Source organism: Streptomyces pallidus (ex Mingjun et al. 2026), assembly GCF_051550185.1.
Taxonomy (GTDB): Bacteria; Actinomycetota; Actinomycetes; order Streptomycetales; family Streptomycetaceae; genus Streptomyces.
In genome coordinates this window covers 3,459,564-3,477,230 of the sequence record NZ_CP196181.1, presented here as the reverse complement: position 1 = coordinate 3,477,230, position 17,667 = coordinate 3,459,564, and the positions used below count along the sequence as shown (strand labels likewise).

The following is a 17,667-nucleotide window of genomic DNA, read 5'->3' as shown; positions in this document are numbered from 1 at the left end:
AAGGAGGAGCGCTCTTGACGAGCCGGCCCGCACCGGAAGGACGATGGGCGGCCGGGAAGCCTCCGGACACTCCTCCGACCCCGAGTGCGTGCATCCTGATTCCCCCGCCTGCCCCGCATGCATGCGGAGCACGGCTCGCCTGCATGCGGAGCACGCCCCGCCTGCAACCGGACCACGGATCGCCCTCGTTCGTGTGATGGTCCGACTGGTTGCGGCCGCCGCCGAATAGCCTCCGCGCGTGGAGGAGGTGGTAGCGGTGCGCCATGGCGCCGTTCGCAGTGTGGTGGTTGCAGGTTCGCTGGTGCTCGGTGTTGCCGGGGCCGCGCAGGCCCAAGGCGGCGGCCCCGTGGCCGACGTGGCGTACCACGGGCAGGTGGTCCTGTCGCGGGGGCACCTGCGGGTGTGGATGGTCCCCGAGAACGAAGGACCTGCCGCACTTCCCGACGTAACCGTGCGGTTGCGCCTGTCGGCCGAGCTCGCGGACCGGCAGGAACTCGCAGACGGCTGCGTACGCGCGGGAATGCGCGACGTGGTGTGCGGAACCGGGCCGCTGCCGATGCAAGGGCAGGGCCGCCACATCGGGCTCGCGATGGACCTGCGGGAGTGGGTGCCGGAGGTGGTGGTCCGGGTCGACACGTCGTGGAACGGCGGTGCAGCCGACCGGAACCTCTCGAACAACGAGCACGTGGTGCTGGCGCTGGACACGGGGGACGCTTACGTGTTCTGAGGGCGGGACGGGGCTTCGGTGGGCCGGAGTCAATGCGGGGGCTTCGAGCCGGAGGGAGCTTCGCTGAGCCGGAGGGAGCTTCGGTCAGCTGGAGGGAGCTTCGGTCAGCTGGAGCCAAGCTTCCGCTCGGCCGGAGCCAAGCCTCCGCTCGGCCGGCATCGAAGAAGCATCCGGGGGCTTCCCGGCCGCCCATCGTCCTTCCGGTGCGGGCCGGCCAGTAAAGGGCGCTCCCTCCGGTCGCGTCGCTGCGCGATGGCCTTCGGCCACCCTTGACAAGCCGGCCCGCACCGGAATGCCAAAGAGCTGCCGGGAAGCCCCCGAAGGATGGCCAGGGGACGGTTCGAGGGACAGCCCTCGCCAGAGCAGCAGCCCCCCCGGCTCCGCCTTGCCCAGGCCCTGCGCCCCCAGGACCACCGAAGCCGGCCCCTCGACGCCCCCTCGACAGCCCCAGCCCCGTACCTGCGCGAAATGTCGACCACCAGCCCATCCAGCCCCCGCAGACGCCTCAGATCGCTACGCGCTCCTCTTTTCTCGGCGTCTGGCCCCCGTCTGGGGCTGGTAGCGCGGCAGATCGCTACGTGCTCCCGTCAGTTCGGCGGCTATCCCCCGTCTGGGCTGGTAGGCGCGGCAGATCGCTACGTGCTCGCGTCGGTTCGGCGTCTGGGCCTTTTTCGGGTCGGGTCAGGGGGTGGATACCCCGCCGAATTCCTCCACCGCTTCCGTGACGATGCGTTCCAGGCGGGCGTGGTGTGCGCCGCGCCAGTAGACGCGTTCGCACTGCGTGCACTGCGCGAACACGTCGTACGAGCGGTGCGTGCCGCTCTCCAGACGGTCGCCGACGCTTTCCTTGTCGGCCTCCCGCAGCGGGCCGTTGCACGCGGTGCAGCGGGTCCACGGGGCCAGGGTGGGGGCGAAGCGGCCGAGGACGTCGCGCAGTTGTTCGTCGGGGTTGTCGCTGTAGATGTAGGCGCCGGCGAAGATTTCGCGGCGGCGCAGCAGTCCGCGGTCGCGGGAGAGCAGGACGCGCTGTTCGTCGGCGGAGCGAGTGGCGAGGGCGGGGTCGCCGATGTCCTCGTTCTCGTACGCGGCGTCGACGCCGAGCAGGCGCAGGCGGCGGGCGAGGGTGCCGAGGTGTACGTCGAGGAGGAAGCGGAGGGGGGCGCCGGTGATCTGTTGCGGGCGGTCCACGCCGAAGACCTCGACGGACTGCCCGGCCCGCGGCACGTACGAGACGGGGACCTCGTGGCCGTCGACGAGGAGGCGGCCGACCTCGGTGAGCGGGACCCCGGCGGATTCGACGACGTGGCCGAGGCTGGAGGCCCCGTCGGTCGGGGTCGGTACGCGGTCGGTCCGCCGGCTGGGCGGGGCGAAGAGGCGCAGCTCGGGGGCGAGGGTCAGATGGATGCCGGGTCCGTTCACGCTGCCAGGATGCCATCGGGGGGTGTCCTGGCGCGGCGGATTTACGAGGTCCCGGTGGCCTGGTCGTAGGCGGTGCGGTGGGCGCTGACCTCGTCGAAGTGGTTCTCGGCCCACAGTTTCACGGAGGACAGCAGGCAGCCGAGGCTGGCGCCGAGCTCGGTGAGCCGGTAGTCGACGCGGACGGGGACGGTCGGGGTGACGGTGCGGGTGACGAGGCCGTCGCGTTCGAGGGAGCGCAGGGTCTGGGTCAGCATCTTCTGGCTCACGCCCGGGATCTTGCGGCCGAGGTCGCTGTAGCGCATGGAGCCGTCGTGGGCCTGCCCGAGGGCGGCGACGACGAGGCCGACCCACTTGTCGCTGATGCGGGCCAGGAGCTGGCTGGTGGGGCATTCCCTGAGGAAGGCGTCGTAGGCGAAGCGGGCTTCCTCGCGGCGGGCGGCGGCGGTACGGGTGGCCATCGGGTCCCCACTTCCGGGTCGGGTACGCACTCCCAAGTGCGTACTTACGGAAGGAGAGTACCTCTCCTTAGGTTAGTGCGTGTCGGAACGGCCGACCGGGGTTGATGAGTCAACTGGCTTCAGGGCGAGGGGTCTTGGGGTGTGGGTGGGCCGTCGTGGAAGGGGTGGAGAGGTCATGGGTGAGAGCGTGCGGACCATGCGGGCGGTCGTCATCGACGGGTTCGGCGGGCCCGAGCAGGTGCGGGTCGTCGAGGTGCCGCTGCCCGAGCCGGGGGCCGGGCAGGTGCGGGTGCGGGTCCGGGCCGCCGGGGTGAATCCGGTGGACGGGGCGGTGCGCGCCGGGGTCTTCGGTGGTGGCGGGCAGCGGATCGGGCTCGGCTGGGACGTGGCCGGTGAGGTCGACGCGCTCGGTGCGGGGGTCGGTGGTTGGGCGGTGGGCCAGGAGGTGATCGGCCTGCAGTACGGGCCGGTCAAGCCGCTGGGCACGCATGCCGAGTACGTGGTGCTCGACGCCTCGGCGCTGGCTCCGGCTCCGGCCGGTGTGGATGCGGTGGCTGCTGCTGCCCTGCCGTTGAGCGGGCTGACCGCGGGGCGGGCCGTGCGGCTGCTGGGGCTCGCTCCGGGTTCCTCGGTGCTGGTCACCGGTGCTGCCGGGGTGGTCGGCGGGCTCGTGGTGCAGTTGGCGGCGCGGGCCGGGCTGGTGGTGACGGCCCTGGCGGGTCCGCAGGACGAGGAGCTCGTACGGTCGCTGGGTGCGACGGTGTTCGTCCCGCGCGGCGGCGCCCCGGTCGGGCCGGTCGACGGTGTGGTGGACGCGGCCGTCCTCGGGGCGGAGGCACTGGGCTTCGTCCGGGACGGGGGCGTGTACGTGGGGCTGCGGCCGCACGGGGGGCCGGCCGCGGAGCGCGGGGTCACCGTGGTCGAGCAGGAGGTCGCGCCCGACGGTGCGCACCTGGCGGAGCTGTCCGGTCTGGTCGGGGAGGGTGCGCTGACCCTGCGGGTGGCGCGGGAGATCCCGCTGGCGGACGCGGCCGAGGCGCACGTCCAGTTGGCGGAGTCCGGGACGCGCGGCCGGCTGGTGCTGACCACGGGCTGAGTGGTGGGTGGCCGGTGGTGGCCCGGGGGTCGGTTTCGGTCGGCCCCGGGCCGGGCCTTCTCGGTCGTGGTCGGGCGCTGGTGCGCCGGTCTCGTCGTCAGGGCCAGACGAGGCAGTACGGCTGGTGTCCCGCTTCGTGGAGGCGTTGGCTGAAATCCTGCCATTCGTGGAGCAACTGGTAGACGTTGAACGCGTCCCGGGGGCCGCCGCGGTCCGGGACCGTCGACCAGATGAACGCCGCCGCGCCGACGGACTCCTCGCCGACGTCGCGCAGCGGATCGACGACCGTCGTCGGCAGCTTCACCACGGCGTAGTCGGGGTGGAGCACGACCAGCTCCAGCGGGGGCACCTTGTGCAGGGGTATTCCCTGGATACCGGTGAGGACCATGGCGGCCATGGTCTCCGGCTTGATCTTGGTGAACATGCCGCCCATGCCGAGCTCGTCGCCGCCGAGCTCTTCCGGGCGCATGGTCACCGGGACCCGGGCGGCCGTCGCCCCGTCCGGGGCGCCGAAGTACTTGTACGTCACGCCCATGCCGCGGCCCCTGGGCTGGTCGTCGTCCTGGTCGTCCGACGGCGCCGGCACGGGTTCGGCCGCGTCCGCGGCCCGGCGGCGGTGCCTGCCCCGGCGGCGGGCTTCGCGGGCCTCGCGGGCGCGCTTCGGGTCGAGGTCGTCCGTACCCTCGCCCGGTCCACCACCGCGTTGCATATCTCCACCCGACTGGTCTTGCCTGTCACGGCTGCGCGGGTCCCGCCACGCAGCCCGATCATCATGGCAGTGACCTCCCCCCGGGCGGCGCGGTGAAACGCCCGTCCGCAAGTCGGTCGCGGCCTGATGAGACCATGGCTGGTGTGAGCTACCCGTACCCGTATGAAGCCAAAGTCTCGCAGACTCTCTTTGACCGTGCGTCCCTCGTGACGCCTGGCGGCGTGAACTCTCCGGTGCGTGCCTTCCGCGCCGTGGGTGGAACGCCCAGGTTCATGGTGTCCGGTACCGGTCCGTACCTGACCGATGCCGACGGCCGCGAGTACGTCGACCTCGTCTGCTCGTGGGGGCCGATGATTCTCGGCCACGCCCACCCGGCCGTCGTCGAGGCCATCCAGGCCGCCGTCGCCCGCGGTACCTCGTTCGGTACGCCGGGCGAGGGCGAGGTCGCGCTCGCCGAGGAGATCGTCGCACGCATCGAGCCCGTCGAGCAGGTCCGCCTGGTGTCCTCCGGTACGGAGGCGACCATGTCGGCGATCCGCCTGGCCCGCGGGTTCACGGGCCGGTCGAAGGTCGTGAAGTTCGCCGGCTGCTACCACGGCCATGTGGACGCGCTGCTCGCCGCCGCCGGTTCCGGTTTGGCGACCTTCGCGCTTCCGGACACGCCCGGGGTGACCGGTGCGCAGGCCGGCGACACGATCGTGCTCCCCTACAACGACCTCGAAGCGGTGCGGGCGGCGTTCGCCGCGCACCCCGGTGAGATCGCCTGCGTGATCACGGAGGCGGCGCCCGGCAACATGGGCGTGGTGACACCCGCCGAGGGCTTCAACCAGGGGCTCGCCGACCTGTGCCGGGAGAACGGCGCGCTGTACGTCTCCGACGAGGTCATGACCGGCTTCCGGACGAGTCGCGCCGGCTGGTACGGGGTGGACGGCGTCAAGCCCGACCTGATGACGTTCGGCAAGGTCATGGGCGGTGGCTTCCCGGCCGCGGCGTTCGGCGGCCGCGCCGACGTGATGGGGCACCTGGCCCCGGCCGGCCCGGTCTACCAGGCGGGCACGCTCTCCGGGAACCCGGTCGCGACCGCGGCCGGTCTGGCGCAGCTGCGCCTGCTGGACGAGGCCGCGTACGACAAGGTGAACGCGGTGTCGGCGCAGATCCAGGGCCTGGTGACGGACGCGCTCGCCAAGGAGGGCGTCGCCCACCGGCTGCAGACCGCGTCCAACATGTTCTCCGTCTTCTTCACCGAGGCCCCGGTCCGCAACTACGACGAGGCGAAGACGCAGGACGCCTTCCGCTTCAACGCGTTCTTCCACTCGATGCTGTCGCAGGGCGTGTACCTGCCGCCGTCGGCGTTCGAGTCGTGGTTCGTGTCCACCGCCCATGACGAGGCGGCCGTCGAGCGGATCGCGGCGGCGCTGCCCGCCGCCGCGCGTGCGGCCGCGCAGGCGCAGCCGGAGGCCGGCGCATGAGCGACATCACGGTCGTCCACCTGATGCGCCACGGCGAGGTGCACAACCCGGACGGCGTCCTGTACGGCCGCCGCCCCGGCTACCACCTGTCCGAGCTGGGCCGCCGCATGGCGGAGCGGGTCGCGGACCACCTGAAGGACCGGGACGTCACGTACGTCGTGTCCTCCCCGCTGGAGCGGGCGCAGGAGACGGCGACGCCGGTCGCCCGGAGCCACGGCCTGGAGCTGGCGACCGATGCGCGGCTGCTGGAGGCGGAGAACGTCTTCGAGGGCAAGACCTTCGGCGTCGGTGACGGCGCGCTGCGCAAGCCGGGGAACTGGAAGCACCTGACGAACCCGTTCAAGCCGTCGTGGGGCGAGCCGTACGTGGACCAGGTCGTCCGGATGATGAGTGCGATCGAGGCGGCGCGGGACGCGGCCCGCGGCCACGAGGCCGTCGCGGTCTCGCACCAGCTGCCGATCTGGATCGTGCGCAGCTTCGCGGAGAAGCGCCGGCTGTGGCACGACCCGCGGCGCCGGCAGTGCACGCTGGCCTCGCTGACGTCGTTCACGTTCCAGGGCGACAAGCTGGTGTCGGTGGGCTACAGCGAGCCGGCCCGGGACCTGGTTCCGGCGCACCTTCTGGCGGGGGCGAAGCCGGTGAAGGGCAAGTCGAAGGCGTTCGGCGCCTGACGTCCGTGCCGAGACTGGCCGCCCCTGGCCTGACCAGGGGCTTGTCGGCGCCCGCGGGGGGCGCGAAAGATCGGCAAATCGCTCATGCGAAACTTTTCACATGAGAACTGGCCGCGCCCCCCGCCGCCGCTCGTCCAGCGGCCGCGCCCTCCTGCTGACCGCGGTGACCGCGGTCGGCGCCCTGACCCTCACGGCGTGCACCGACTCCGACGGCAAGCCGTCCGGGTCCAACGGCGGCAACTACGTGACGGGCCCGAGCGGCATCGCGACCGTCGCCAAGGGTGAGCGGGCGCAGGCGCCGAAGCTCGACGGGGAGACCGTCGACGGGGAGAGCCTCGACACGACCGCCCTGAAGGGCAAGGTCGTCGTCCTCAACGTGTGGGGTTCCTGGTGCCCGCCCTGCCGGGCGGAGGCCAAGTACTTCGCGCAGGTGTCCAAGGAGCTCGCCGACGCCGGCAAGCCGGTCGCCTTCGTCGGGATCAACACCCGCGACAACAGCAAGCAGAACGCGGCCGCGTTCGAGGACAACTTCGGGATCACCTACCCGAGCCTGTACGACCCGGACGGCAAGCTGATGCTCCGCTTCCCCGCGGGCACCCTCAACGCACAGGCCATCCCGTCCACGATCGTCCTCGACAAGGAGGGCCGGATCGCCGCCCGCACGCTGGCCCCGGTCAACGACGCGCAGCTGCGGTCGATGATCGACCCGCTGCTCGCGGAGCAGTGACCTCGTGGTCCCCCCTGTCCTCACCCTGGCCGCCGAGCAGGCCGGTGTGAACACCACGGTCCTCAGCGGCGCCCTGCTGCTGGCGCTGCCCATCGCGGTGCTGGCCGGCCTGGTGTCGTTCTTCTCGCCGTGCGTGCTGCCGCTGGTGCCGGGCTACCTCTCGTACGTGACCGGGGTCAGCGGGGCCGACCTCGCGGAGGCGCGGCGCGGGCGCATGGTGGCCGGGGCGAGCCTGTTCATCCTCGGGTTCACGGCGGTGTTCGTCTCGTCGGGGGCGCTGTTCGGGCAGTTCGGCAACGTCCTGCTCGGCAACAAGGAGATCATCTCCCGGGTCATGGGCGGGCTGGTGATCGTCCTCGGCCTGTTCTTCATGGGGGCGATCCCCGGCCTGACGATGCGGGAGTTCCGGTTCCACCGGAAGCCGGCGAGCGGCCTGCTGGGCGCGCCCCTGCTGGGGGTGCTGTTCGGGGTCGGGTGGACGCCGTGCATGGGGCCGACGCTGGCCGCCGTCAACACGCTCTCCCTCGACCAGGCGAGTGCCGGCCGGGGTGCGCTGCTGACGGTCGCGTACTGCCTGGGCCTGGGCCTGCCGTTCATCCTGGCCGCGGTCGCGTTCCGCAGGGCGCTCGGTGCGTTCGGCTGGGTGAAGAGGCACTACGCCTGGGTGATGCGCATCGGCGGCGGCATGCTGATCCTGACCGGTCTGCTGCTCGTCACAGGTTTGTGGAGCAGCATCGTCAGCGACATGCAGAACTGGACCCAAGGCTTCACGGTGGGGATCTGAGGACTACAGGGATATGAGTACGACCGACAAGGCGCCCGCGGAGGCGCCGAACCCGTCCGAGGACACCCCGGACCCGGCCGGCGCCGCCGAACCGGCCGAGGGCGCCGCGGACTCGGCCGAGGCCGCCGCCGGTGCGCAGCTGTCCACCGCGCCCGCGGAGGAGGCCGGCGGCCCCGTCGGTATCGGCGTGGTCGGCTGGGTCCGCTGGTTCTGGCGGCAGCTCACCTCGATGCGGGTGGCGCTGATCCTGCTCTTCCTGCTGTCGCTGGGCTCCATCCCGGGCTCCCTCATCCCGCAGACGCAGGTCGACGCGATGAAGGTGGCCCAGTGGAAGAAGGACAACGCCTTCTGGGTGCCGGTCGCCGAGAAGCTCCAGCTGTTCGACGTGTACAGCTCGGTGTGGTTCTCCGCGATCTACCTGCTGCTGTTCGTCTCGCTGATCGGCTGCATCGTCCCGCGCAGCTGGCAGTTCGTCGGCCAGCTCACCGGCCGCCCGCCGGGCGCGCCCCGCCGCCTGGACCGGATGCCCGCGTACACGACCTGGCGGACGGCGACGGCCCCCGAGGAGGTCCTGGCGCACGCCCGGAAGCTGCTGGGCGGCCGCCGGTTCCGCACCGAGGCCGGTTCGTCCTCGGTGGCCGCGGAGAAGGGCTACCTGCGCGAGGCCGGCAACCTGGTCTTCCACGTCGCGCTGATCGTGATGCTGGTCGCCTTCGCCTGGGGGCAGCTGTTCAAGTCCGAGGGCGGCAAGCTCGTGCTGCGCGGCAAGGGCTTCTCGAACACGCTCACCCAGTACGACGACTTCAAGTCGGGCAGCTTCTTCACCCCCGACGACCTGCCGCCGTTCTCCTTCACCCTCGACAGGTTCGACGCCTCGTTCGAGAGGTCCGGTCCGCAGAAGGGCACGGCCCGCGACTTCAAGGCGTACGTCACCTTCAGCGAGGGCGCCGACGGTGCGCCGCAGAAGCGGGAGATCCAGGTCAACAAGCCGCTGGAGGTCGACGGCGCCAAGGTCTACCTCCTCGGCCACGGCTACGCGCCGGTCATCTCGGTCACCGACCCCACCGGGAAGGTGATCTTCCGGGACGCGGTGCCGATGCTGCCGTTCGACAGCAACCTCAGCTCCTCCGGCGCGGTCAAGGTCACCGACGGCTACCGCGACAAGGACGGCAAGACGGAGCAGCTCGGCTTCAACGCCATGTTCGTGCCGACCTTCGCCGGCGAGGGCAAGGGCACGATGCTCTCCCAGTTCCCGGAACTGGACTTCCCCGTCCTCGCGCTGAGCGCCTACCACGGCAGCCTGGGCGTGGACTCGGGCCTGCCGCAGAACGTGTACCAGCTGAACACCTCCAAGATGCAGGAGTTCAAGGACGAGAACGGGCAGCTGTTCAAGAAGCGGCTGCTGCCCAACGAGACCATGGAGCTGCCCGGCGGGGCGGGCGTCGTGAAGTTCGAGGGCATCGAGCGCTGGGCGACGTTCTCCGTCACCCGCCAGCCCGGCAGCGCCCTCGCGCTCGCCGGCGCCGTCGCCGCCATCGGCGGCCTGGCCGCGTCGCTGTTCATCCAGCGGCGCCGCGTCTGGGTCCGCGCGGTGCGCGGCGAGGACGGCACCACCGTCGTCGAGATGGCCGGCCTCGGCCGCAGCGAGTCGGCGAAGGTCCCGGAGGAGCTGGGGCAGCTGGCCGCAGCCCTGCACGATCAGGCGCCCACCGCGCCCGACCGACCCGTCAAGGAAACCGTCGAAGGAGAGCGCGGATGACGCCGCTCGCAGCCGAAGTCAACGAGAACCTGGCGCAGATCAGCAACTACCTGGTCTATTCGTCGATGGCGGTCTACATGCTCGCCTTCTTCGCGCACATCGCCGAGTGGACGTTCGGCAGCCGCAGCAAGGTGGCCCGTACGGCCGCCGCACTGACCGACGGGGCGGGTGGCGGCGCCGCCGCGCCCGCCGTGCAGGTCCGCCGACAGGGGGCGCGAAGCTCCGGTGGAGCCGGTGAAACCGGAGGCACCGCCGTCCTCGACAGGCCGAAGGTCGTCACCCGGTCCGCGCCCGGCACCCGCGACGTCCCCGACGGCCCCGGCGCCGCCGGCGGCACCGCCGAGGGCGACCTGTACGGCCGGATCGCGGTCTCGCTGACCGTCCTCGGCTTCCTCCTCGAAGCGGCCGGCGTGGTCGCCCGCGCGCTGTCCGTGCAGCGGGCCCCCTGGGGCAACATGTACGAGTTCTCGGTCACCTTCTCCACGGTGGCCGTCGGCGCGTACCTGGTGCTCCTCGCGCTGAAGAAGAACGTGCGCTGGCTGGGCCTGATCCTGGTCACCACCGTCCTGCTCGACCTCGGCATCGCCACCACCTGGCTGTACACCGACAGCGACCAGCTGGTCCCGGCCCTGCACTCGTACTGGCTGTGGATCCACGTCTCCACCGCGATCTTCTGCGGTGCGGTCTTCTACATCGGCGCGGCCGGCGCCGTCCTGTACCTGCTGCGCGACTCCTACGAGACCAAGCTCGCCTCCGGCGGCACCCCCTCGAAGATCGCCACCTCGGTCCTGGAGCGCTTCCCGTCCGCGGCCTCGCTGGACAAGTTCTCGTACCGGATCAACGCGGCCGTCTTCCCGCTGTGGACGTTCACGATCATCGCGGGCGCCATCTGGGCGGGCGACGCGTGGGGCCGCTACTGGGGCTGGGACCCCAAGGAGGTCTGGTCCTTCGTCACCTGGGTGGCGTACGCCTGCTACCTGCACGCCCGGGCGACGGCCGGCTGGAAGGGCCGCAAGGCCGCCTACCTCGCCCTCTTCGCCTTCGCCTGCTGGATCTGGAACTACTACGGCGTGAACATCCTGCTCAGCGGCAAGCACTCGTACGCGGGCGTCTGAGCCCCGACGGTGGCACGCTGGTGGCATGACCCCTGTGACTCATGCCACCAGCGAGAACCGGGGCGAGAACCACTGGCTCCTGCGCTTCGAGGTGCACCTGCCCTGCGCGTACGAGGACCTGTGGCCCGCACTGAGCACGGCCGCCGGACTGCGCGGCTGGCTGGCCGCGGCGGACGTCCTGGAACGCAGGCTCGGCGGGGCGGTCACCCTGCGCTGGCTGAACACCGGCACCACCGTCTCCGGCCGGGTCACGGCCTGGGACGTCGAACGGGTCGTGGAGTACACCGTCACCGAACACGGCCGGCTCCGCTTCCACCTCGACCCGGTCGGAACGGACTCCACGGTGATCCGCTTCCAGGCCGAGCGCGGCGGCACCGAGGAGGACCGGCTCGACGCCCTCGCCGGCTGGCACCACCACTTCGAGCTGTTGGAGGCCGCGCTCCACGGCCACCCGGCGGACTGGTCGCACTGGACCGACGCCCGGTGGGCGGAGCTCCGCGGCCGCTACGCGGCCTTCTCCCGCACCTAGACCGGCCCGGACCCGTGGCCCGCCCCCGGAACCGGCCCCCGGCCCGGCCCCGTCCCCAGCCCTAGTCCTTGTCCGGGTCCTTGCCGGCGTCCTCGTTTCGGTCCTTCTCCGCATCCGCGTCCCGGGTCCTGCGCTGCTCCTCGCCGAGCGACCGCAGGAACTCCGGGTTGTCGTCCGGGGCCACCCACCGCGTCCGGCGCGCCCGGCCGCCAGCGACCGCGGAACGCTGCTTGCCCGCCGCCAGCCACACGACGGGCCCGACGATCGAGAAGAGCAGGATGATCAGCACCCAGACCGGCTTGGGGAGGTGCTTGACCTCCTCCTCCGGGGTGTTCAGGCAGTCGATGAAGGCGTAGATGGTCAGCGCGATGATCAGCAGGAACGGCAGATAGCGCAGCACGGTGTGGGACCGACTCCCCGGCGTTGACGGGGGACCCGCGCGGGGCCCCGGTGACGGGTCCAGGTTAGTCGGTGACGGATACTGGCCCCTATGGCTTACGACGATCTCCGCTCGCTGCTCCGGGCCCTGGAGCGGGAGGGCGACCTCAAGCGCATCAAGGCCGAAGTCGACCCGTACCTGGAAGTCGGGGAGATCGTCGACAGAGTGAACAAAGCGGGCGGTCCGGCCCTGCTGTTCGAGAACGTCAAGGGCTCGGACATGCCCCTGGCGATGAACGTCTTCGGCACCGACCGCCGCCTGCTCAAGGCCCTCGGCCTGAAGTCGTACGGCGAGATCAGCGACAAGATCGGCGGCCTGCTGAAGCCGGAGCTGCCGCAGGGCTTCATCGGCGTCCGCGAGGCCTTCGGCAAGCTGGGCTCGATGGTGCACGTCCCGCCGAAGAAGGTGAAGGGCGACGCCGCCCCCGTCCAGGAGGTCGTGCTCACCGGCGACGACGTCGACCTGGACCGGCTGCCCGCGCTGTTCACCTGGCCCAAGGACGGCGGCTCCTTCTTCAACCTCGGCCTGACGCACACCAAGCACCCGGAGACGGGCGTGCGCAACCTGGGCCTCTACCGCCTCCAGCGCCACGACAAGCGCACCATCGGCATGCACTGGCAGATCCACAAGGACAGCCGCAACCACTACGCGGTCGCCGCCAAGCGCGGCGAACGGCTCCCGGTCGCGATCGCCTTCGGCTGCCCGCCGGCCGTGACGTACGCGTCGACCGCGCCGCTGCCGGGCGACATCGACGAGTACCTCTTCGCGGGCTTCGTCGCCGGCAAGCGGATCGAGATGGTGGACTGCAAGACGGTCCCGCTCCAGGTCCCGGCCAACGCGGAGGTCGTGATCGAGGGCTGGCTGGAGCCGGGGGAGATGCTCCCGGAGGGCCCGTTCGGCGACCACACCGGCTTCTACACCCCGCAGGAGCCGTTCCCCGCGCTGAAGATCGACTGCATCACGATGCGGAAGCGGCCGCTGCTCCAGTCGATCGTGGTCGGCCGGCCGCCGACCGAGGACGGGCCGCTGGGCCGGGCCACCGAGCGGTTCTTCCTGCCCCTGCTGAAGATCATCGTGCCGGACATCGTGGACTACCACCTGCCCGAGTCGGGCGGCTTCCACAACTGCGCGATCGTCTCGATCGACAAGAAGTACCCGAAGCACGCCCAGAAGGTCATGCACGCCATCTGGGGCGCCCACATGATGTCGCTGACCAAGCTGATCATCGTCGTCGACGCCGACTGCGACGTCCACGACCTCCACGAGGTGTCCTGGCGGGCCCTCGGCAACACCGACTACTCCCGCGACCTCACGGTGGTCGAGGGCCCGGTGGACCACCTGGACCACGCCTCGTACCAGCAGTTCTGGGGCGGCAAGGCCGGCATCGACGCCACGAAGAAGCTGCCCGAGGAGGGCTACACCCGCGACGGCGGCTGGCCCGACATGGTCGAGTCCGACCCGGCCACGGCCGCCCTCGTCGACCGCCGCTGGCAGGAGTACGGCCTGTGAGCACCGACGCCATGGCCGGCCCGGCCCTCTTCATCGGCGACGACACCGCGTACGTGGCCCTGGTGCGCCCGCAGCTCGACCCGGCCGACCCGGACCTCGTCCGGGCGGCGCGGGAAGCGGGCGTCTCCCCGGAGGAGTTCGCCGGCCCCGGCAACGTCTGGGCCCTGCTCACCGAGCACGACGGTGAAGGCGACGGCTTCGAACTGCCGGGCCTGCGCGACACCGAGGCCGACGGCTTCGCCGAGCAGCTCCAGGCGGCCCTTGCCGCTGCCGAGCCGTTCACGGTGGAGGCCGGCGACGTACTGCACCTCGACGCCGCCCCGGCGGGCGACGGCTGGGCTTTCACCGCCCGGGTGAACCCGCCCGAGGGCCACGAGGCGGCCGCATGGACCCTCACCACCGGCCCGGTGGCGACCGCGGACCTGCTCGCGGACCTGGAGGACTTCCGGAGGAGCCTCGCATGATGACCACCGCCGACGGGGTCGTCGGCCCCGGCCCCGCCGCGCCGCAGGCCCCCGGCAAGGTGAAGGCGTTCCTGCGGCTCGTGATGATCGAGCACTCGGTCTTCGCGCTGCCCTTCGCCTACATCGCCGCGCTGACCGCGATGTTCCAGACCGACCGCAGCATGCACTGGACCGAGCTGCTGCTCGTCACCGTCTGCATGGTCGGCCTGCGGACCTTCGCCATGGCCGCGAACCGGATCATCGACCGCGAGATCGACGCACGCAACCCGCGCACCGCCGGGCGCGAGCTCGTCACCGGCGCGGTGTCCGTGCGCTCGGCGTGGACCGGGGCCGGGATCGCGCTGGCGGTGTTCCTCGGGTCGGCGGCGCTGCTGAACCCGCTGTGCCTGGTGCTGGCGCCCGTCGCGGTGGTGCCGATGGTGGTCTACCCGTACGGCAAGCGGTTCACGAACTTCCCGCACGCCATCCTGGGCCTGGCCCAGGCGATGGGCCCGGTCGGGGCCTGGCTCGCGGTCACCGGGACCTGGTCCTGGGACGCGGTGATCCTCGGCCTCGCGGTCGGCGTGTGGATCGGCGGCTTCGACCTGATCTTCGCCTGCCAGGACGTGGCCGCCGACCGGGCGGAGGGCGTCAAGTCCGTCCCGGCGCGCTTCGGCGTCCCCGCCGCGCTGTGGGGCGCCCGCGGCGCCCACGCCGTCACCACGGCCCTGCTGGCCTGGTACGCGGTGGCCACCGGTGCGGGCGTGCTGTTCTGGATCGGCCTGGTGGTCGTGGTGGCGGCGTTCCTCTACGAGCACACCATCGTCACCCCGCACGACCTGTCCCGCCTGAACCGCGCCTTCTTCACGGTGAACGGTTTCATCGGCATCGTGCTCTTCGTGTGCGCCCTTGCGGACCTGGTGGTCCGCGGCCTGAGCCTGTAGCACGAAGGAGTGAGCCGGGCCGGATCACGGTGTGCGCGATCTGCCCGTGTGCGTAGCGTGCGGCCTACCATCGAGTGCATGGACAGGGAGGCCGACGTGACCGTTTCGGAGAGCGACCGCCTGCACTCACAGCTCAGCCGGTTCGAGGACATGTTCCCGGGCTACCGGATGGAGATTGTCGAGGGCGCCATCGTGATGAGTCCGCTCAAGCCGCACCACAATGCCACCATCTGGCAGCTGTGGAGTGCGCTGAAGCCCCAGATGTCCGATGAGTGGGGCTTCCTCAGCGACGTTGCGATTCCGTTCGACGGCGACAACGAGTTCTGCCCCGACCTGGCCGTCATCCCGGCCGCTGAAGTGGCGAAGAACCACAGTGCCTACTCGCCCGACCTGATCGAGTTGGCTGTCGAGGTGGTCTCCCCGAGCAGCCGCCACAACGACTACGAGGTCAAGCGGCGCGCCTACGCTCGCCGCGGGATCCCGCACTACCTGGTCTTCGACCCCTACAAGGCACACTGCGTGATGTTCTGGAACCCCGGCCCCGACGGGTACCTCGGGACGGACACCCTCGCCTACGGCAAGACGGTCGTCGTCGAGACCGGCATCGGCAAGCTCACGATCGACACCTCCGGGCTGCCCGTGGACCCCTCCGCCGTCAGCTGATCAGCTGAGGATCCGCCGGGCGGGTCGGGGCCGGGCGGCGGTGGTGGATCGCCGTGGCGATGCCGGCCGCGAGGCCGCACAGGTGGCCCTGCCAGCTGACGCCCTCGTGGATCGGGAGGACGCCGGTGAGCATGGTGCTGCCCCAGACGGCGGCCACGCCCAGGGACACGGCGATGCCGAGGACCCTGCGCTCCACGAAGCCGCGTACCAGCAGGTAGCCGAAGAGGCCGAAGACGACTCCGGAGGCGCCGAGGGTCATGGTGTTCGGCGGCGAGATCAGCCAGGTCCCGATGCCCTCGGCCAGGATGATGATCCCGCACACCGCGAGGAAGCGACGGATCCCGGACAGGGCCGCGATGAAGCCGAGGACCAGCAGCGGGACGCTGTTGGAGGCGACGTGGTCGAAGCCGAAGTGCAGGAAGGACCCGGTGACGATGCCGGTCAGGCTGTCGGGGTCGCGGGCCACGACCCCGTACTGGTCGAGGGCGTGCCCGGTGGCGTAGTCGACCGCCTCCAGGACCCACAGCAGGGCCACCCAACCCAGCATCAGCTTGGCCGCGGCCTTGGTCCGCTCGGTCCGGCTCCATTGCGGCTCGATCGTGCTGCTGCTCATCGGCTTCGCCCCCTGTGTGTCGTGCACCGTTCCCCGGGGGAACGTCCGGCACACCTTAACGAGTGCCCGCCCGGTGTGGCCGGATAGTCTCGGAGTTATGACAGAGCGCAAGCGCACCCCGTGGGTGGTGGGGGTTTCCGGGGCGTCCGGGACGCCGTACGCGGCCTCGGTGATCCGAGGGCTGCTGGCGGCGGGCGAGAGTGTGGACCTCGTGGTGAGCCGGGCCGCCCGGCTCACCCTGTTGGACGAGACCGGGATCGCCTTCCGCGACGCGCACTGGCGCGCGGACCTGCGCGAGTGGCTGGCCAGGGGGGCCGACGGGAAGCCGGGGACGTTCGAGGTGCCGGAGGGTGACGTCCGGTACTGGTCCGCGGGTGACCTGGCGGCCGGACCGAGCTCGGGCTCGTACCCCGCCAAGGGGATGCTGATCGTGCCGGCGTCCACGGCCTGTGTGGCGGGAGTGGCGCTCGGGTTGTCGAAGGACCTGCTGCAGCGGGCCGCGAGCGTGGTGCTCAAGGAGCGGCGGCGGCTGGTGGTCGCGGTGCGGGAGACCCCGCTGAACGGGCAGACGCTCAAGGCGCTGGTGGCGCTGGACGAGGCGGGCGCGATCGTCCTGCCCGCCTCTCCGGCGTTCTATGCGGGTGCGACGCACATCCAGGACCTGGTGGACTTCGTCGCGGGGCGGGTGCTGGACGCGGCAGGGGTGCCGCACCAGCTGTACCGCCGGTGGGAGGGGGAGCTCGGTGCGGGCTCCCGCCCCCGGGAGGCAAGCGGTGACTAGCGCTTCTTCGCGGCGCGGGTGTGCGGCTTGCGGGTCTGGTCGACGCGGTAGGCGGCGGCGGGCTGGTCGGTGCGGGATCGGTTGGCCAGCTCCTGGAGCTGTCGCATGTGCGCGTAGGCCATCTCGATCGTGTACACGGGTGAACCACTCCTGAAGATCGTCACTGATCTGTTGAAAGATTCACAGGGTGTTGACCCTGTGCGCCTTTGATTCTATACGTAAGATCGCAGGATCGCCGAACAATGGAAGGCTCCAGGTATATGGACGCGGTGGACAGGCAGCTCATCCAGGCACTCCGGGAGAACGGACGCGCCTCGTACGCGGAGCTGGGCCGGCTCGTCGGCCTGTCCGGTCCGAGCGTCACCGACCGGATCAACCGGCTGGAGTCGGCCGGCGTCATCACCGGCTACCGCGCGACCGTCGACGCGGCCTCCCTCGGCCTCGGCGTCACCGCGCTCATCGGCATCTCCCTCTCGGACGCCGCCGACCACGAGGACGTGGCCCGCCGGCTGCGCGACTTCGCGGAGATCGAGGACTGCTGGTTCATCGCCGGCGACGACTCCTACATGCTCAAGGTGCGCGCCAGCGACGTGGACGGCCTGGAGCGGATCATCCGGAAGCTCTCCGGCACCAAGGGCGTCTCGCGGACCCGTACGACGATCGTGCTGTCCACCAAGTGGGAGAACCGGGTCGGGGATCTGCCCGAAGAGCGCTAAGAGTACGGTTGCGGGGTTGGGCAAGAGCGCTCCCGTACGGGGCGAAAGTGCGCAGAGCGCTACAGGGCACAGGACACACAAGGAGGCGACCGGCCG

21 protein-coding genes are annotated in these 17,667 nt (G+C 71.1%); 15 read left to right on the top strand and 6 right to left on the bottom strand.

Annotation, left to right across the window (positions count from 1 at the left end; translation table 11 throughout):
• The first annotated feature begins 238 nt into the window (after positions 1-238).
• Positions 239-727, top strand: coding sequence for a hypothetical protein (locus ACSHWO_RS15090; protein WP_361091037.1), 489 nt, complete (start codon positions 239-241; stop codon positions 725-727).
• Between the two features lie 681 nt (positions 728-1,408).
• Here the strand turns inward: ACSHWO_RS15090 and ACSHWO_RS15085 are convergent.
• Both ACSHWO_RS15085 and ACSHWO_RS15080 read right to left on the bottom strand, forming a co-directional pair.
• Complete coding sequence (locus tag ACSHWO_RS15085) at positions 1,409-2,146, bottom strand: Mut7-C RNAse domain-containing protein (protein WP_385848038.1); 738 nt, start codon at positions 2,144-2,146, stop codon at positions 1,409-1,411.
• Positions 2,147-2,187: 41 nt separating this feature from the next.
• Positions 2,188-2,604 (bottom strand): winged helix-turn-helix transcriptional regulator, encoded by a 417-nt coding sequence (locus tag ACSHWO_RS15080; protein WP_438312383.1) that lies wholly within the window; start codon positions 2,602-2,604, stop codon positions 2,188-2,190.
• Positions 2,605-2,800: 196 nt separating this feature from the next.
• Between ACSHWO_RS15080 and ACSHWO_RS15075 the strand changes: the two genes are divergently transcribed.
• Complete coding sequence (locus ACSHWO_RS15075) at positions 2,801-3,700, top strand: NADP-dependent oxidoreductase (RefSeq protein WP_361091170.1); 900 nt, start codon at positions 2,801-2,803, stop codon at positions 3,698-3,700.
• A gap of 97 nt (positions 3,701-3,797) precedes the next feature.
• Here ACSHWO_RS15075 and ACSHWO_RS15070 read toward each other — a convergent pair whose 3' ends face one another.
• Entirely contained in the window at positions 3,798-4,409 is a 612-nt protein-coding gene (locus ACSHWO_RS15070; RefSeq protein WP_361091028.1) for a hypothetical protein, read from the bottom strand.
• Between the two features lie 134 nt (positions 4,410-4,543).
• On the opposite strand from ACSHWO_RS15070, the gene hemL reads away from it, so the two are divergent.
• The 7 genes from hemL to ACSHWO_RS15035 all read left to right on the top strand — a co-directional run bounded on the left by hemL (position 4,544) and on the right by ACSHWO_RS15035 (position 11,463).
• Positions 4,544-5,878 (top strand): glutamate-1-semialdehyde 2,1-aminomutase, encoded by a 1,335-nt coding sequence (gene hemL / locus ACSHWO_RS15065; protein WP_361091025.1) that lies wholly within the window; start codon positions 4,544-4,546, stop codon positions 5,876-5,878.
• Positions 5,875-6,549, top strand: a complete 675-nt coding sequence (locus ACSHWO_RS15060; protein WP_404243648.1) for a histidine phosphatase family protein — start codon at positions 5,875-5,877, stop codon at positions 6,547-6,549. Before hemL ends, ACSHWO_RS15060 begins: the two co-directional genes overlap by 4 nt.
• Positions 6,550-6,649: 100 nt before the next feature.
• The gene (locus tag ACSHWO_RS15055) at positions 6,650-7,276 is read left to right on the top strand and encodes a TlpA family protein disulfide reductase (protein WP_361091019.1); all 627 of its coding nucleotides are present in this window, start codon (positions 6,650-6,652) and stop codon (positions 7,274-7,276) included.
• Positions 7,277-7,280: 4 nt separating this feature from the next.
• Positions 7,281-8,060: a cytochrome c biogenesis CcdA family protein gene (locus ACSHWO_RS15050; RefSeq protein ID WP_438312379.1), complete on the top strand. Its 780-nt coding sequence runs from the start codon at positions 7,281-7,283 to the stop codon at positions 8,058-8,060.
• Between the two features lie 13 nt (positions 8,061-8,073).
• A complete protein-coding gene (gene resB, locus ACSHWO_RS15045) occupies positions 8,074-9,819 on the top strand; it encodes a cytochrome c biogenesis protein ResB (RefSeq protein ID WP_438312377.1) in 1,746 nt (581 codons plus the stop codon).
• On the top strand, positions 9,816-10,934 hold the full coding sequence (gene ccsB / locus ACSHWO_RS15040; protein ID WP_438312375.1) for a c-type cytochrome biogenesis protein CcsB: 1,119 nt from the start codon (positions 9,816-9,818) through the stop codon (positions 10,932-10,934). Before resB ends, ccsB begins: the two co-directional genes overlap by 4 nt.
• 25 nt (positions 10,935-10,959) lie before the next feature.
• The gene (locus ACSHWO_RS15035; protein ID WP_385848059.1) at positions 10,960-11,463 is read left to right on the top strand and encodes an SRPBCC domain-containing protein; all 504 of its coding nucleotides are present in this window, start codon (positions 10,960-10,962) and stop codon (positions 11,461-11,463) included.
• 61 nt (positions 11,464-11,524) lie between these two features.
• Here ACSHWO_RS15035 and ACSHWO_RS15030 read toward each other — a convergent pair whose 3' ends face one another.
• The gene (locus tag ACSHWO_RS15030; RefSeq protein ID WP_438312372.1) at positions 11,525-11,863 is read right to left on the bottom strand and encodes a PLD nuclease N-terminal domain-containing protein; all 339 of its coding nucleotides are present in this window, start codon (positions 11,861-11,863) and stop codon (positions 11,525-11,527) included.
• 90 nt (positions 11,864-11,953) lie between these two features.
• On the opposite strand from ACSHWO_RS15030, the gene ACSHWO_RS15025 reads away from it, so the two are divergent.
• The 4 genes from ACSHWO_RS15025 (at position 11,954) to ACSHWO_RS15010 (ending at position 15,461) form a co-directional block, all read left to right on the top strand.
• A complete protein-coding gene (locus tag ACSHWO_RS15025) occupies positions 11,954-13,411 on the top strand; it encodes a menaquinone biosynthesis decarboxylase (RefSeq protein WP_385848065.1) in 1,458 nt (485 codons plus the stop codon).
• Complete coding sequence (locus ACSHWO_RS15020) at positions 13,408-13,875, top strand: hypothetical protein (protein WP_385848068.1); 468 nt, start codon at positions 13,408-13,410, stop codon at positions 13,873-13,875. The genes ACSHWO_RS15025 and ACSHWO_RS15020 overlap by 4 nt, the downstream gene beginning before the upstream one ends.
• Entirely contained in the window at positions 13,875-14,798 is a 924-nt protein-coding gene (gene mqnP / locus ACSHWO_RS15015; protein ID WP_438319105.1) for a menaquinone biosynthesis prenyltransferase MqnP, read from the top strand. The genes ACSHWO_RS15020 and mqnP overlap by 1 nt, the downstream gene beginning before the upstream one ends.
• Positions 14,799-14,876: 78 nt before the next feature.
• On the top strand, positions 14,877-15,461 hold the full coding sequence (locus ACSHWO_RS15010; RefSeq protein ID WP_404243631.1) for a Uma2 family endonuclease: 585 nt from the start codon (positions 14,877-14,879) through the stop codon (positions 15,459-15,461).
• Here the strand turns inward: ACSHWO_RS15010 and ACSHWO_RS15005 are convergent.
• A complete protein-coding gene (locus ACSHWO_RS15005; RefSeq protein WP_438312368.1) occupies positions 15,454-16,074 on the bottom strand; it encodes a rhomboid family intramembrane serine protease in 621 nt (206 codons plus the stop codon). The genes ACSHWO_RS15010 and ACSHWO_RS15005 overlap by 8 nt on opposite strands.
• Before the next feature lie 97 nt (positions 16,075-16,171).
• On the opposite strand from ACSHWO_RS15005, the gene ACSHWO_RS15000 reads away from it, so the two are divergent.
• A complete protein-coding gene (locus tag ACSHWO_RS15000; RefSeq protein ID WP_361090992.1) occupies positions 16,172-16,855 on the top strand; it encodes a UbiX family flavin prenyltransferase in 684 nt (227 codons plus the stop codon).
• Here ACSHWO_RS15000 and ACSHWO_RS14995 read toward each other — a convergent pair.
• A complete protein-coding gene (locus tag ACSHWO_RS14995; RefSeq protein ID WP_361090989.1) occupies positions 16,852-16,992 on the bottom strand; it encodes a hypothetical protein in 141 nt (46 codons plus the stop codon). The two genes, ACSHWO_RS15000 and ACSHWO_RS14995, sit on opposite strands and share 4 nt — an antisense overlap.
• A 123-nt stretch (positions 16,993-17,115) precedes the next feature.
• On the opposite strand from ACSHWO_RS14995, the gene ACSHWO_RS14990 reads away from it, so the two are divergent.
• Positions 17,116-17,571 carry an Lrp/AsnC family transcriptional regulator gene (locus ACSHWO_RS14990; protein ID WP_361091164.1) on the top strand — a complete coding sequence of 152 codons (456 nt, stop codon included), beginning with the start codon at positions 17,116-17,118 and terminating at the stop codon, positions 17,569-17,571.
• Positions 17,572-17,667: the final 96 nt, after the last annotated feature.

What these genes read in the sequence shown, in the direction of transcription:
- hemL (WP_361091025.1), top strand. Translation starts at nt 4,544, where the DNA reads ATGGCTGGTGTGAGCTACCCGTACCCGTATGAAGCCAAAGTCTCGCAG.
- ACSHWO_RS15000 (WP_361090992.1), top strand. Translation starts at nt 16,172, where the DNA reads ATGACAGAGCGCAAGCGCACCCCGTGGGTGGTGGGGGTTTCCGGGGCG.
- ccsB (WP_438312375.1), top strand. Translation starts at nt 9,816, where the DNA reads ATGACGCCGCTCGCAGCCGAAGTCAACGAGAACCTGGCGCAGATCAGC.
- ACSHWO_RS15080 (WP_438312383.1), bottom strand. Translation starts at nt 2,604, where the DNA reads ATGGCCACCCGTACCGCCGCCGCCCGCCGCGAGGAAGCCCGCTTCGCC.
- ACSHWO_RS15055 (WP_361091019.1), top strand. Translation starts at nt 6,650, where the DNA reads ATGAGAACTGGCCGCGCCCCCCGCCGCCGCTCGTCCAGCGGCCGCGCC.
- mqnP (WP_438319105.1), top strand. Translation starts at nt 13,875, where the DNA reads ATGACCACCGCCGACGGGGTCGTCGGCCCCGGCCCCGCCGCGCCGCAG.
- ACSHWO_RS15035 (WP_385848059.1), top strand. Translation starts at nt 10,960, where the DNA reads ATGACCCCTGTGACTCATGCCACCAGCGAGAACCGGGGCGAGAACCAC.
- resB (WP_438312377.1), top strand. Translation starts at nt 8,074, where the DNA reads ATGAGTACGACCGACAAGGCGCCCGCGGAGGCGCCGAACCCGTCCGAG.
- ACSHWO_RS15025 (WP_385848065.1), top strand. Translation starts at nt 11,954, where the DNA reads ATGGCTTACGACGATCTCCGCTCGCTGCTCCGGGCCCTGGAGCGGGAG.
- ACSHWO_RS15070 (WP_361091028.1), bottom strand. Translation starts at nt 4,409, where the DNA reads ATGCAACGCGGTGGTGGACCGGGCGAGGGTACGGACGACCTCGACCCG.
- ACSHWO_RS15010 (WP_404243631.1), top strand. Translation starts at nt 14,877, where the DNA reads ATGGACAGGGAGGCCGACGTGACCGTTTCGGAGAGCGACCGCCTGCAC.
- ACSHWO_RS14990 (WP_361091164.1), top strand. Translation starts at nt 17,116, where the DNA reads ATGGACGCGGTGGACAGGCAGCTCATCCAGGCACTCCGGGAGAACGGA.
- ACSHWO_RS15005 (WP_438312368.1), bottom strand. Translation starts at nt 16,074, where the DNA reads ATGAGCAGCAGCACGATCGAGCCGCAATGGAGCCGGACCGAGCGGACC.
- ACSHWO_RS15075 (WP_361091170.1), top strand. Translation starts at nt 2,801, where the DNA reads ATGCGGGCGGTCGTCATCGACGGGTTCGGCGGGCCCGAGCAGGTGCGG.
- ACSHWO_RS15060 (WP_404243648.1), top strand. Translation starts at nt 5,875, where the DNA reads ATGAGCGACATCACGGTCGTCCACCTGATGCGCCACGGCGAGGTGCAC.